The organism is Faecalibacterium sp., assembly GCF_052358865.1.
In the GTDB taxonomy this organism is placed as follows: Bacteria; Bacillota; Clostridia; order Oscillospirales; family Ruminococcaceae; genus Faecalibacterium; species Faecalibacterium butyricigenerans.
Genome location: NZ_DAWCVJ010000071.1, coordinates 1 through 12,752, shown reverse-complemented (window position 1 = coordinate 12,752; position 12,752 = coordinate 1). Strand labels below are relative to the sequence as shown.

16 protein-coding genes are annotated in these 12,752 nt (G+C 45.1%); 5 read left to right on the top strand and 11 right to left on the bottom strand.

The window, feature by feature from the left end; all coding sequences use genetic code 11:
* Positions 1-8: 8 nt before the first annotated feature.
* The 11 genes from ACT8X9_RS10625 to hxsD all read right to left on the bottom strand — a co-directional run bounded on the left by ACT8X9_RS10625 (position 9) and on the right by hxsD (position 8,642).
* Entirely contained in the window at positions 9-347 is a 339-nt protein-coding gene (locus ACT8X9_RS10625; protein ID WP_444268959.1) for a DUF3848 domain-containing protein, read from the bottom strand.
* 11 nt (positions 348-358) lie between these two features.
* Entirely contained in the window at positions 359-1,294 is a 936-nt protein-coding gene (locus tag ACT8X9_RS10620) for a DUF932 domain-containing protein (protein WP_444268958.1), read from the bottom strand.
* Positions 1,295-1,646: 352 nt separating this feature from the next.
* Entirely contained in the window at positions 1,647-2,135 is a 489-nt protein-coding gene (gene hxsA3 / locus ACT8X9_RS10615) for a His-Xaa-Ser repeat protein HxsA3 (RefSeq protein ID WP_444268957.1), read from the bottom strand.
* A 12-nt stretch (positions 2,136-2,147) separates the two neighbouring features.
* On the bottom strand, positions 2,148-2,996 hold the full coding sequence (locus ACT8X9_RS10610; RefSeq protein ID WP_444268956.1) for a hypothetical protein: 849 nt from the start codon (positions 2,994-2,996) through the stop codon (positions 2,148-2,150).
* A 29-nt stretch (positions 2,997-3,025) separates the two neighbouring features.
* Complete coding sequence (gene hxsA3, locus ACT8X9_RS10605) at positions 3,026-3,673, bottom strand: His-Xaa-Ser repeat protein HxsA3 (RefSeq protein WP_444268955.1); 648 nt, start codon at positions 3,671-3,673, stop codon at positions 3,026-3,028.
* A 13-nt stretch (positions 3,674-3,686) separates the two neighbouring features.
* Positions 3,687-4,466 (bottom strand): hypothetical protein, encoded by a 780-nt coding sequence (locus ACT8X9_RS10600; RefSeq protein WP_444268954.1) that lies wholly within the window; start codon positions 4,464-4,466, stop codon positions 3,687-3,689.
* Between the two features lie 9 nt (positions 4,467-4,475).
* Positions 4,476-5,876 (bottom strand): His-Xaa-Ser system radical SAM maturase HxsB, encoded by a 1,401-nt coding sequence (gene hxsB, locus ACT8X9_RS10595; protein ID WP_444268953.1) that lies wholly within the window; start codon positions 5,874-5,876, stop codon positions 4,476-4,478.
* Positions 5,877-5,879: 3 nt separating this feature from the next.
* A complete protein-coding gene (gene hxsC, locus ACT8X9_RS10590) occupies positions 5,880-7,004 on the bottom strand; it encodes a His-Xaa-Ser system radical SAM maturase HxsC (RefSeq protein WP_444268952.1) in 1,125 nt (374 codons plus the stop codon).
* A gap of 3 nt (positions 7,005-7,007) precedes the next feature.
* Entirely contained in the window at positions 7,008-7,883 is an 876-nt protein-coding gene (locus tag ACT8X9_RS10585) for a hypothetical protein (RefSeq protein WP_444268951.1), read from the bottom strand.
* A gap of 179 nt (positions 7,884-8,062) precedes the next feature.
* Positions 8,063-8,278 (bottom strand): HxsD-like protein, encoded by a 216-nt coding sequence (locus ACT8X9_RS10580; protein WP_444268950.1) that lies wholly within the window; start codon positions 8,276-8,278, stop codon positions 8,063-8,065.
* Positions 8,268-8,642 (bottom strand): His-Xaa-Ser system protein HxsD, encoded by a 375-nt coding sequence (gene hxsD / locus ACT8X9_RS10575; RefSeq protein ID WP_444268949.1) that lies wholly within the window; start codon positions 8,640-8,642, stop codon positions 8,268-8,270. The genes ACT8X9_RS10580 and hxsD overlap by 11 nt, the downstream gene beginning before the upstream one ends.
* A 139-nt stretch (positions 8,643-8,781) precedes the next feature.
* Between hxsD and ACT8X9_RS10570 the strand changes: the two genes are divergently transcribed.
* From ACT8X9_RS10570 to ACT8X9_RS10550, 5 genes are all read left to right on the top strand, one after another.
* Positions 8,782-9,978 (top strand): hypothetical protein, encoded by a 1,197-nt coding sequence (locus ACT8X9_RS10570; RefSeq protein WP_444268948.1) that lies wholly within the window; start codon positions 8,782-8,784, stop codon positions 9,976-9,978.
* Between the two features lie 28 nt (positions 9,979-10,006).
* Positions 10,007-10,714, top strand: a complete 708-nt coding sequence (locus tag ACT8X9_RS10565; RefSeq protein ID WP_444268947.1) for an AbiH family protein — start codon at positions 10,007-10,009, stop codon at positions 10,712-10,714.
* Entirely contained in the window at positions 10,698-11,087 is a 390-nt protein-coding gene (locus ACT8X9_RS10560; protein WP_444268946.1) for a hypothetical protein, read from the top strand. Before ACT8X9_RS10565 ends, ACT8X9_RS10560 begins: the two co-directional genes overlap by 17 nt.
* Before the next feature lie 175 nt (positions 11,088-11,262).
* Positions 11,263-12,135, top strand: coding sequence for a DUF3990 domain-containing protein (locus ACT8X9_RS10555; protein ID WP_444268945.1), 873 nt, complete (start codon positions 11,263-11,265; stop codon positions 12,133-12,135).
* A 6-nt stretch (positions 12,136-12,141) separates the two neighbouring features.
* Positions 12,142-12,597, top strand: coding sequence for a hypothetical protein (locus ACT8X9_RS10550; protein ID WP_444268944.1), 456 nt, complete (start codon positions 12,142-12,144; stop codon positions 12,595-12,597).
* Positions 12,598-12,752: the final 155 nt, after the last annotated feature.

Genomic DNA, 12,752 nt, shown 5'->3' with positions numbered 1-12,752 from the left:
CAATCTTTTCATGCGCTTTGCATCCTTTCTTTCATAATAGATTCGGCAAGAATGTAGTCATATTCCACCAAGTCTTTCATGATGGTGGAAAAGTCGGCAGCTAACGAATGGCAAGAGCCAACCCACAGGTCATAAAGAAAATCCAGAATATTATTTTGTACCCTGAGATGGTTCCAGTAGCGCTCCTCCAGTCTGCCCTCGGATTCCAAAACAATAATGGCGGTGCTGATGGTACTTTTCATCGTGATCTCATAAGCCATGGTAACGCTGATTTCAGAAGCACTCTTCTCAACGTTGTCAAAAAATTCCGTGAATTCCTTGAAAATGCGGTTATTTACATCATTCATGGCTTGCTCCTTTATGCTGCTGCCAGCACCATCTTGTAGGCTTTGTCGATCATGGGGTTGCCCTCTGCGGTGCGCAGGAACAGGTTCTCGTTGTAGTTTTTGGTCTTGCGGAGAGGATCTGCGTGGGTAGCAAAATCGGAGACTGCGTTGATAAAGCGCCAACCGTTCTTGCCGACCCATTCCAGATCCGGCGCATTATAATAGCGAGTCTTCAGTTCTTCCTGCAGGCGCAGATTATTCTTCCGCTGGCAATCGGACAGGTCCTCAGAAATCGGGAAAAACTCATTGATGAACTCCTGCACCTTGTGATCGGATAAATCGATGCGAGCCAGCTCTTCGCCACGGTTGCCGAGTTCAACCATATAGTTGCTGGCCAGCTGCAGGGTCTCACGGGCATCCTGCACCCGCAGCAGAACATTTTCGGTGTGGCGTGCAGTCCAGCTACGCTTTGCAGTATTCAGCGCAAGGTTCAGCGTGTTCTGGCAGACCACACGGATCGGAGTCATGGCCACTTTCACACCAGAACTGCCGTCATGACTGTTGAAGATCACAAGATATGGTACTACTTGATCTCCAGCAATAAGATATTTCCTCGGAAGCCTTGCCAACATCCAGACCTTTCTGCCGCCCTGCAGGGAACCGGCAGTTTCATAAGTGACACCTTCACCCAGCAGATCATCGGTGAACTGGAATGCTTCCTCATTCTGGACAATGCGGTAGCGATCAGATACCACGCCTAGAACAGCATCATCGGTGCTGCGGACATTTGCGCGATAGCCGGGGATCATAGCACCCGTGTCGGAATAGATATTGCGGCTCTCCACCTGCCAATCCAGACCGGCCAGTTCCAAGGCTTCACGGCTTGCAGGGGCATCCATGATGATCCGGCCAAGGCCGTGCCAAGGGGTCTCACGGACAGAGAACATCGTTTCAACATTTGCGGGCATAGTAAAATCTCCTTTTCAGTGTACTGTGATCAATTGTTGTTTTCCATTTCTTCAGCGATGCGGACGAGGACTTCCACCAGGACGGTGCCAACCTCTTTGACGATTTCGGACCAAAAGTTCATAATGCTTTCTCCTTTCTGCGCAGCTGCGCTTTAAAATACGATGGTAATAATGATAGTGATGGTGCGGAATAACAAGATGCTCACCTCCAGACATAAAAATAGCCCCTGAGTCTTTCGACTCAGAGGCTTTGGATCATGATTATTATATCTGGGTGAAAAATGGAAATTTGAGAAAGTTATAGATTGAATTTTTACTACATACAGTAGAAAATAATGTGTTAGTCGAATAATTAGATTTGGGTAAGATTATCATCGACAGTTGCAGCCGTTGCAACACCATTGGTAGATACAGATGCCGTATCAGGTAATGCAGGGATTGCCGGAACCGGGAGCGTTCCCATTGCAGGAGTATCATGTGTCTGCTGCGGAACAAGTACTTCTGGATAAGTAGGCATTGTCACTGCTGCACTCGTATTGTTATGTGCAGCACTTCCACTGCTATGACTACTGTGGCTGCTACTGCTATGGCTACTATGACCACTACCGCTCTGATGGCTCTGGTGGCTTACATGACTTTCATGACCAGAGCCGTGGCTGCTGGAGCGATGCGAACTATGGGAACTGTGCGACCGATGTCCTGCTTCTGCATCCAAAGCGAAAAGAACGCTCATAACAACTGCCAATGAACCTACCATCAGCAGCTTGTTCCGAGTGATATTACCTTCTTCCTCATATAAATAATTCTGAATGGACTTCTTGATTTCAGGAAACTGTGCCATAATCTTTCTCCTTTATGCTTTCGTAATGCTGACGCAAGCACCATTTTGCCAAGTCGTTTTATAATTCACTCCACTAACGGTATAAGTTAGTTCTCCGTTCGGAATACCATTTTCAAAATGACCTGTTAAGATTTGCCCTGTTGCAAAAACGTAAGAGCCGTCACACATTTTGTCAGCCTTAAAGGTTCCGGTATAGGTATCGCCATTCTTAAAGACATATTTACCATTTACTTTCTGGCCGTTGCTTACGGAACCTGCATAGGAATCCCCATTTGGATAGCCTATATTCGCATTTCCCGAAAATTCACCTGTCTTGGTCAGATCGCCGGAATATGTAACATCTACTGTCTTTTTTGCATCAAGATGATCTGGATAAGTAAACGTCAGATTTGCCTGATTCTTTTCGTCCGCAAGCGTCACAGTACCACTAAAGTTGCTGCCTTTGACTGAATAAGCAGTGTTTTGAAAAGCATTACTCGCAAAAGAACCTGTCCAAGTTGTTCCATTTGGCGCAGTGACAACACCATCGCCGTTGATTTGGTCGTTTGTCCATACACCTGCATAGCTGGTTCCGTCTGCCCACACAAACGTGCCATTGCCAGAACGCTTTCCATCCTGAAGATTTCCCTCATAGGTGCCGACTTCAGGGAAGTCCAAATGAGCCATTCCTTCGGTCAATCCGTTCTGAAGGTCAATAGATGCAACGCTTACTTCAGAAAATGAAGCTACCGAACTGGCGGATACAGTTGAAGCACTCGGCGTTTTACCAAAACTGCTAATCAGACCAACCGCCAGAAAACCAATCAGTACCTTTTTCGTAATGCCAGATTTTTTTCTCTGTCTTTGAGTACTCTTTTTCATAATACAACCTCCTCAACCAATAGTTTTCCTTATTTTACAGGTTTGTTCTCTTGTTCTATGCCCATCATTGCAGTTGTTGCCGTTGTACTGGGCAAGGACGGAATACTCGGTGTCGGCGCAAGCGGCATATCCGGTGTGTCAACTGTCTGCTGCGGGGTTAAGACCTGAATGTTGGGGGCATCAGGAAGAGGTACATTGTTACCGGAGGAGGCTCCACTTCCGCTGCTGCCAGTCCCACTACCACCGGAAATCCACGGACCAGTTACAGTTCCGCTGCCGGAACCAGCACCACCTGTAATGCCGCTGATGTGCCAGCTGTTGTTGCTGTGTCCGCTGCTGTGATTACTATGGCTGCTATGATTGCTGTGCCCACTGCTGTGATTGCTATGGCTACCATGATTGCTGTGGTTATTATGGCTTCCGTGGCTGCTATGCCCATTTCCGCTCTGGTGACTTTGATGACTCACATGGCTTTCATGGCCAGAACCATGACTGCTGGAGCGGTGGGAACTATGCGAACCGTGTGACCGATGCCCTGCCTCTGCATCCAAAGCAAACAATACGCTCATAACAACCGCCAATGAGCCAACCATCAGCAGCTTGTTTCTGGTGATATTGCCTTCCTCTTCATATAAATAATTCTGAATGGACTTTTTTATCCCTGGAAACTGTGCCATGTTGTCCTCCCCGTTACGCTTTTTCGATTGCAACACACGTTCCGTTTTTCCATGTTGTGATATATTCTGTTCCATACGCTGTATAGGTCATTCTGCCGGACGGGATACCATTATCAAAATGGCCCGTCAGCGTTTGTCCTCCCGCAAAGGTATAAGTGCCATCACTCATACGGTCTTTATAAAACGAGCCGTCATAGCGGTCACCATTTTGAAAAGCATAGATTCCTTTGACTTTTTTGCCATGAGATACCGTTCCCGAAAAAACATCGCCGTTCCAATAGCCAATTACCGCATTTCCTGAAAATTCACCGGCCTTTGTGAGATCACCCTCGTAGGCCATCTTCTTCAGTTCCGTTCCTCCCAGCAAAGTGGCTTTTGTATACTCATAGAGCATACTTGTCTGGTTCTTGGTTGCAAGAATTGAAACATTTCCATCAAGTCCTTGCCCAACAACTGCATACTTCGCATATTGAAACGCCGAATTAGAAAAAGTTCCGATCCAGCTAATGCCCTCAGAAGTTGTAAAGTTTCCGTTCCCACTGATTTTGTCCGCTTGCCACATTCCCGTGTAACACGAACCATCCTTCCACTGGAACTCACCGTAGCCAGAGCGCAGTCCATTCTGCGTATCGCCGGTATACACACTTCCGTCTGAATATCGGATCTGCGTATCATCAGAACCGCCGCCTGTCGAGCCGCCAGATGAACACGCTGTCACTCCACACAAAAGCATTGCAGCGATCGCAACGGTTGCAGTCGTTCGTTTTAGAACTTCCAACACATGATTTCTCATATCAACACCTCATCGTACCCAGCTATCCAATATTTTGTCGATCTCCGGATCTTTTTGATTCAGCAATGCGAATACGGCATCCAGCATTCCTTTGTAGGTCTGACATTTATAATTGTTCGGTATCTTAGAGAACACATCACCGTCCAGTGCATAATTCAGTACCGGGCAGGTGCCGCAGTAAGGCTGGTATACACAGTCGTTACAGGTGGGGGCTGCTTCCAAAGTAGATGCAACACAGCAGGCCTTGCAGACATTGCTGTTCATCAAAGAATCATAGGCATCCTCTACGGTTCCCAGTTGGAATGCACGATCACCCATTTCGGCGAGCATTCGCCCCTCATCACAGGTGTAAACATTGCCATCATAGTAATAGGCCATCTGTCCAACGGCTGCACCGCAGGGCGAACGCAGCTCCATGTAATTTTTTCCTTGACCCAGTAAGATCTTGGACAAGAATGTTGTGGCGTGTCCCTCTGACATAAAATAGCCCTGCCGGTTGATCTCCACAACGTAGGCCAGAGCTTTTTGGTAGAACGCAACAAACTCGTCTGCCGTATAGCCCACCTGATTCCAGTCTGCATTTGCAAACCCCAACGGCGTCAGCGGACGAAGGAAGATGCTATGCAGTCCAAGCGCACGATACTCATCTACCAGTTCTTTCCACTGGTTCAGGCTATATCGCGTTGTTGTTTCAATTGCACCAACGCATACGTCTGCTGCTTGCAGCCGCTTTAACCCGCGAATTGTGCCCTCATAGGTTCCACCACCCTGGCAGAGCGGGCGGTTCCGATTATGCAAACGCACCGGACCGTCGATCGAGGTTGAAACGCTGACACGATGCTCCTGAAAGAAGCGCACCATTTCATCGTTGAGCAGATTCAGATTACTGACCAACGAAAATTCAACTTTCTTACTCGTTTCTGCCGCCTTTTTCTCAGCTTCTGATACGATAACCTGAATCGTATCAAAATTCAGAAGCGGCTCACCGCCCTGAAACTCGATCGATAAGAATGGCTCTGGTGACTGAAACGCCAGATTCACAGCTTTCTTTGCAGTTTCAGCACTCATCAGACCCTTCTTATGAGAAGCGGTAGACTGTGCCTGACAGTAAATACATCTGGCGTTGCACTCATTTGTCAGAACAAAAATATGTAAGCTGGTGGCATCCATCAAATACCCCTTTGCTTCTCGGAGAGCACGGCTATGGCGTTCCAGATAAACATCCGCATCGTCCTCATAGATAAAGCCCTTTTCTAAAAGCTCCGCATAAGATGGGTCTGTGCTGTCAAGCTTGTGCAGCAGCATCGCTTGAAAGGTCGGAAGCGATACGAACGCCCACTGTCCAAGATCATTTGTCAGCAGGATCTGCTGCTCGTTCCATTTTTTGAAATTAAAATAGGAATACTTCATTTTTTACTCCGCAATCGGTCGGGCAACGAAACACCCGGTCGAGATCGTGCTGTTAAACACACCATAGCAAATATTTTTCACTTTGCAGGATTCACACTCTGGTGTGTAGCGAATCTTATAATCCGAAATACTATCACGGCATAATGTCCAATATTTATGTTTCACTGCACAGAGCGGAAAATTATAAAGGCCAATGTCGATACCAGCTGAAACCAGCTTCTCAATTCCATCTTCACAGGCCGCAGCTGCCTGCGGATAATCGATCCACACCTGCTCGCGATTCTTGATCGCATTGCCGCACATCTCCAGTGCGATAAAATTCACAACTGTTATCCGAGGCAGTGTTAAAAGCAGATCCACAATATCGGAAATGTCCATGTAGTTTAATTTGGAAACTACAATGCGAATTTCGATCCGCATTGTGCCTTGCGCCAGTATTTTTAATCCCGTGATCGTCTGCGCAAAAGAACCTCGTGCCTGCGTTATCGCATCATGTCGCTCGGCATTTGAGCCGTGAATCGGAATCGCGATCTGATCTTGGGCAACCAAAAGCCGATTGAACGCTTGCGCATAAGGGGCAACCGAAAAAGTCCGCCCATTGGTCAGGATCAGAATTTCAGAACTCGGACATTGTTCTTTTGCGTATTGAACAACCTCCACAAGACCCTGCTTTAGCAGAGTCGGTTCACCGCCGGTGATCGTAATATGCGGAATCTCTGTGCCAAAGTATCGGATCTGCATTTTGAGTTCTTCCACAGGCGTCAGCTGTGCATGGCAACGAGAGCTTTCACTCACAGGGCACATCACACAATTCGTATTGCAGGTCAGGCCGGTTACGATAGTCGCATCCCCTGCATCAGCCTGATAGAACCGATAGCAGATACCTGTATTTTCTAAAGAAATCGCATCAGCATCCTGTAATTCTTTCCAACGAAGCCACTCAGCATCCGAAATGGAATAGCTTTTCTCGAATGGGTATAGTGTAACCGTCTGGCTTTCCTGTTCCACATAAGCAACATTCAGCCCGATTTGCAGGTCGCTCTCGATTTCTTTCCGAGAAAGGCGAACCCGTGCAAATAGATATGCTGCGGCTGGCTGTGAACGGTAGGCCGAAAGGTAAAATGTCATGGTTCAGATTCCCCACAATCCTAATGTTGTAGCAATATGATAGGCTGCAAATAAGAGAACGCCCACCGCAATGAACGATGCAAACGGAATTTTACGAACGGTAACAACCGTCTCTTTTCCGTATTTTGAATCTTTCCAGCGTCGAACGGCTGCTGCCTCTTCCTCTGTCAGACGGCTTCGCATATCTTCATAGCTGATTTGCGGTAAACCTTTTACCCTTGACGGTGCAAAGCAGACGACCGTTGACTTACTTAAAATCATTCCCGTCTTGACATCTTCGGTCGGAACAGATTCATAAACGTACTTTCCCGCGATCCATGTTGTCCACATCACAAGAAGAACCAACAGATAGGTCTGCGTCATTCGAAGAACGCCCGAAGCAGTAATGCTGTTCCTCGTAAGAACCAGCATCACCACATCCAATGCGATGCAGCCGCCAATCAGAAGCTTCGAATGATAGATTGTTTTTTCCCGAAGAACTGTAATCAGGAAATAACTGATCAACGAAAGTAAGAGAATGTTGTTCTCTACAAAAGACGGAGCTGCAATGGAAAGGACACTGTTCCATGCGTATAGAATGATAAACGCATGGAAATAGGACTTGATCGTAGTCCATGCGCCTGCTTTCGTAATGGTCGGAAGTTTTATTGCGTGTTTTTTGAAGTCCAGATAGACTGCTTCACCAATCAGATAAAGATACCCGATACTGAACACCAAAATGAACAGATAAGCTGCCGGAACAATCGTGTCCGTATTTGCCCAAAACAGCCGTCCCGGCAAAAGTGAAATCAGAACGATCAGTAATTTGCTATCACCTGCCGACCAGATGTGGACAAAATAGAAGCCGATCGAAAGCAACGCTGAGATAAACAGGTTCAAAGCAGCGATCCCAAGACAGTCTCGACAGTATACAGCATAATAGACAATGTTCAGAGCCAGCCCTATAGTAAAACCGACTACAAGATGTTTGTTTTTTATCTGCCCATGCCGCAGGTCCGTCCAAACACTCAGGCTGCACAGTACAAATGCGCAGCATAACAGGAGTATTTCACATATCATCATAATGCCACGCTCGAAAGATTGATCAGATAATTGAAGAATTCATGCTTTGTAAGAGCTGTGTCATACTGGCAGTCCTGAAAGGTCAGCACCCAGTGATCTGCCACTCGCTCTACATGGATCTGCGCCAGCTCACGGGATGCTTGTATTGCGGTCTGAAGAAGATCCTCCGAAAAAATTTCAAAGCTGACCAAAAGTTCATTCTTATTTTTCATCGAACCAGTCCTTTGCAATCGCATCCAGCTCATCCTGTGCATCTTCGGTCATCGGACTTTCGGCTGCATCGGAGGATATGCCCTCATCTACCATCGTAGAGGACAGCGCACGAGCCACCAACAACTCCCTCAAAACCGTAGTTTCTTTGGAGACAGTCTGATGGATCACCTGCGCCAGCAATTCGTTCTTAAACTCGTTTTCCAGCTTTTCTTTATCAAACTGTGTTCCGCCTTTGGCAGCAAAGTCCACAAAGAAGCTACCATCTTCCACGCCAAGATAGACGTATGCTCTGTCTGTAAAATGGTATGCCGCTTTCAGGAGTGCTTCTTTTGAGTAGAACTCTTTGTCATACTGAATTCTCATAGTACCCTCACACCAATCAAAAATTTCACAGTTTAATTATACTATCGTCAACTTTAAAATCAATGCTTCCACAAAGATTGGTTTCCGTTAAGTTGAGCACGATTTTCAAAGTCGAAGTTCAGAGGCGAGAAAAAAGCTCTTGACCTTTAATAAAGAGGCCAAGAGCTTTTTACATCTTGTTTTGAAACATAAAAGAAGGTACAATGGTAGAAAAGAAAACGTGCATCAGTCAAATAAGGTGGTGGAGGCGATGGGCAAGGCAACAGTCTACTGCATTATGCACACGGAAAGATGTGTGGCACAGGTGAGTACGGCTGGTGAGTGTAAAATTTATTTTGAAGATTTCATGCCCTATGGTCTGGTGCTGAAAGAATCGAATGACTTTGATACTCGAATCAATAATGTGATTAGCTTCCATTCATGGTGTGCATCGCGGCTGATACTACGCGACCGTACTTATGCAAAGGAAATCCTCAACAGCATTGGCGCATCCCAGAGTGTTACGGATCGGGAGCGTGCACAGATTGCGCTTTCGTACCATTGCCTGTCCCTGCTGGATGTGTTTTGGGTAAAAGGAGAAAAAGAGAATATCCGATTTGAGGATATCAATCCCTACACACTCTCTTTAAGCAATGCTCTTGTGGATATTGCACTGCGTGGGCATCAGATGACTGTGACAAATGCACATCTTTTGGCAAATGATATGTCCACTGGCGGATGCTATCCTAAAGCGTGGGTGCGCAGAGAGGATGGCTTCTATCTTTATAAAGATGGCGGACAGGATGCAGTTGAGCGTGAAGTGCTGGCAAGTAAAATTTGCCGATGCTTTGATTGTCATCAGGTTCTGTATGAGCAGGGAATGTTTGAGAACGAGCCGGTTTCCATCAGTAAAATCATGACCTCGCAGCGATATAGCCTTGTGACGTATGCAGCCTATGATGTCTACTGCACAAACCATGATTGGATTACACTGGATAAAATTCTGGAACTGGACGCTCACGGATACTATATGATGAACATTCTGGATTATCTGGTGGGCAACACCGAACGCCATTGGGAAAACTGGGGTCTGTTGGTGGACAATGAGACGAATCAACCCATCCGGTTGCATGATCTGATGGACTTTAATAAGGCATTTCAGCAGTATGATACACTGGATGGAGCAAACTGCTTGACCGCTGGAAAGCGGCATTTGAGCCAGAGAGAAGCGGCGATGGAGGCAGTAAGAAGTATAGGCTTGAATCAGAAGGGTGACATGGATACGTCTATATTTGGAAAGCAGTTGATTTGCGAAAGAAGACTTCGGAAGCGGCTAGATATTCTTACCAACGCGTAGGATGATGTGTAAGGCTAAAGGGTAGAAAATGAACATTTTAATTATCGGAAATGGATTTGATTTGGCACATGGATTGCCGACTAGATATTCTGACTATGTTGACCAGATTGCCCAAAAACAAGAATTTTGGGAATATTTGAGGGACAATAAAGCTGACAACAGCCCATTCTGTCTCTATTGCCGAGTTCGAGAATCTATTTTATTTGAGTACATTGAGCAAAAGCGTAAAGTTGGATGGGTGGATTTTGAAAATGAACTGAAGAAAATGGTGGATAGTATCTGTGAATTGAAAAATTATGTACAATCACAGAATAAACTAACCGATGGTGGAGCCTACACTGAAACTTTTTATTTGAAACAACATGCGTTGTCAGATTGTCCGCTTTTTTTGAGAATGATGCTGGATGAGGTGGGGATTAGACATTGGAGTGAGAAGGAAATAACTGATATTGAAGGATCAGTTTTAGAACAGGCATTTGATTTCATAGAACTTTTTAAGGAATATATCTTATGGGTAACTAAAGTAAAAATGCCAATGGTTGCTAAAATTCGATATTTTGAAGATTTTAAAGTTAATTTCTTTTTATCATTCAACTATACGTCAACGATTTTTGATGTGTACCATAAACAACTGAATCCCAATAATATTTGCTATGTTCATGGACTGATAAAAAAAACTCGGATTCACCAATTGTTATGGGGTAGGAAGCAACTTTTATATGGCAGAAAAGCATGAAAAGTTTGTAGAACTTTTTAAGTTTTTCCAGAGATATCGCTATAAGATGAGTGTGGCCTATCAAGCATGGATTAAATATTTAGATGATTTGGATCATCAAAGCCTTAACTACCTTACCAATAAACCGGTTGTCCATATCTATGGTCACTCGCTTGATCCAACAGATAAGGATATCTTACTTCCGTTTCTTGAGTTAGAAGATGCAGAGGTATGGATTTATTACTATAATGAGAGCAGTAAGCTTGACTTACAGAAGAACTTAGTTAGGATTTTGGGAAAGAATAAATTTTGCCAGTATATGCTATGTGCAAAGCCTAAGATAAGCTTTAAGCGTATTACTGAAAAAGAGAATTCTTACAAATTGGAAGACTAAGGTGGGATTCTCTGAAAATCCCCACTTGTAGCAGATTGATTTACTCTACGAGTTATTGTTCCTACATACTTTTTCACTTATATCGAAGAATGTGAGCAGGCAATGCTTGACGTGCGATATGACATTTGCTACAATAAAATTGAAATAAATGTTATATAGAGTTGGGAGGTGCCCTATGAACACAGTCTTTGAGATTCGTTCAGTATTACAATGGAGCCAGTCAAAACTGGCAGATAAAATCGGGGTATCCTTTGCAACCGTAAACCGCTGGGAAAATGAAAAATCTACGCCAAATCGTCTTGCACAGGAAAAAATGCTTGCGATTTGCGAAGAAAATCATATTGCGCTGGCTGAAATTGTGCATGATGCTATCACCAGAGATGCTACAGAAATCGCTGCTCGACATCCAGACAAAATAGTTTTATACCATGGTTCCAAATCGGGTATTCAAGGGAAAATCAAACCAGCCAGTCGTGACCGCTGTGACTTCGGAGCTGGATTTTATATGGGAACTGATCCGCTCCAGCCGCTTACGCTGATCTGTGACTATGAGCAATCTGTTTTTTATATTTTATCGGTTGATCTTCATAGCTTAAAAACTTTGGATGTTCCGGCTGATATTGAATGGGCTATGCTGGTAGCATATCATCGTGGTAGAATGGAAGCTGCACGAGGAACGAAGTTCTTCCAGAAGTATCAGGAGCTGGATAAAGGCTACGACATGGTGATTGGCAGCATCGCAAATGATAGAATGTTCTATGTTCTGGATAGCTTTTTTGAAGGAACGATTACCGATACGGCATTGGTGAAAAGTCTGTCTGCTCTGAAACTTGGACGTCAGTATGTCGCTATTACGCAGAAAGCCTGTGATGCAGTCAAGATTGAGCGTGAAGTCCAATTGCTTTGGATGGAACGGCAGGCACTGAAGAAGGCTAGCGAGCAGAACCGTAGTAATGGCATTGCATTTGCAAACCAAATCTGCAAAGAGTATCGTAGAGAAGGCCGCTTTTTTGATGAAATCCTTGATGGTGCAAAGCAGAGAAGGTGAATCGTTATGGATCTGATTCAATTGAAACTATGCGATATTCAGGGCCGCTTGTTTGAGCTTTCTTTGCAAGCAGGCTATGACAGCGAGGATTTCATGAAGCGGTTCATGCGCTCTAAGGTTGCCCGTGATCTTGATTCAGAGTACAACCGGATGCAGTGGGCGGGAGAAGAATATCTTCTGGAGGAATTTGCAGATGAGTGCCCTCAGACGCAAAAGGGCAATGTCCGGTATGATAGAGAAGTAATGTATTGGACAGGCTACCTTTACCGTTACTGGCATATTCTGACCAACGAACCTAGCAGGGAGATTTATGCGCAGGCTCCGGCAAAGACCATGAACACAAATTATCTGATGTTTCACACCATGGCTCCGGAGCTGGCAATTGAAGACCTGAAAGAGCTGCACCAACAAAAGAAACAATCTAAAAAACAAAAATCGAGAAAACCAGAACAGCAGATTTAGTGCCGGATAAAAACTGCCGTTTGTAGCAGATCTGTAGCAAATTGCTTCGATTTAACGAATCAACGTTCTAAAAAACGAAAAGTCATCATGCATCACACGCAGGGGGTCTGGCGTTCGAGGCCCTAATTCTCAAATTAAAGATTCGTAGTCATACG

Coding starts and splice junctions, on each gene's coding strand:
- ACT8X9_RS10580 (WP_444268950.1), bottom strand. CDS start 8,278: ATGAAAAATAAGAATGAACTTTTGGTCAGCTTTGAAATTTTTTCGGAG.
- ACT8X9_RS10600 (WP_444268954.1), bottom strand. CDS start 4,466: ATGAGAAATCATGTGTTGGAAGTTCTAAAACGAACGACTGCAACCGTT.
- hxsB (WP_444268953.1), bottom strand. CDS start 5,876: ATGAAGTATTCCTATTTTAATTTCAAAAAATGGAACGAGCAGCAGATC.
- hxsA3 (WP_444268955.1), bottom strand. CDS start 3,673: ATGGCACAGTTTCCAGGGATAAAAAAGTCCATTCAGAATTATTTATAT.
- ACT8X9_RS10565 (WP_444268947.1), top strand. CDS start 10,007: ATGAACATTTTAATTATCGGAAATGGATTTGATTTGGCACATGGATTG.
- ACT8X9_RS10560 (WP_444268946.1), top strand. CDS start 10,698: ATGGCAGAAAAGCATGAAAAGTTTGTAGAACTTTTTAAGTTTTTCCAG.
- ACT8X9_RS10620 (WP_444268958.1), bottom strand. CDS start 1,294: ATGCCCGCAAATGTTGAAACGATGTTCTCTGTCCGTGAGACCCCTTGG.
- ACT8X9_RS10555 (WP_444268945.1), top strand. CDS start 11,263: ATGAACACAGTCTTTGAGATTCGTTCAGTATTACAATGGAGCCAGTCA.
- hxsA3 (WP_444268957.1), bottom strand. CDS start 2,135: ATGGCACAGTTTCCTGAAATCAAGAAGTCCATTCAGAATTATTTATAT.
- ACT8X9_RS10610 (WP_444268956.1), bottom strand. CDS start 2,996: ATGAAAAAGAGTACTCAAAGACAGAGAAAAAAATCTGGCATTACGAAA.
- ACT8X9_RS10625 (WP_444268959.1), bottom strand. CDS start 347: ATGAATGATGTAAATAACCGCATTTTCAAGGAATTCACGGAATTTTTT.
- hxsD (WP_444268949.1), bottom strand. CDS start 8,642: ATGAGAATTCAGTATGACAAAGAGTTCTACTCAAAAGAAGCACTCCTG.
- hxsC (WP_444268952.1), bottom strand. CDS start 7,004: ATGACATTTTACCTTTCGGCCTACCGTTCACAGCCAGCCGCAGCATAT.
- ACT8X9_RS10550 (WP_444268944.1), top strand. CDS start 12,142: ATGGATCTGATTCAATTGAAACTATGCGATATTCAGGGCCGCTTGTTT.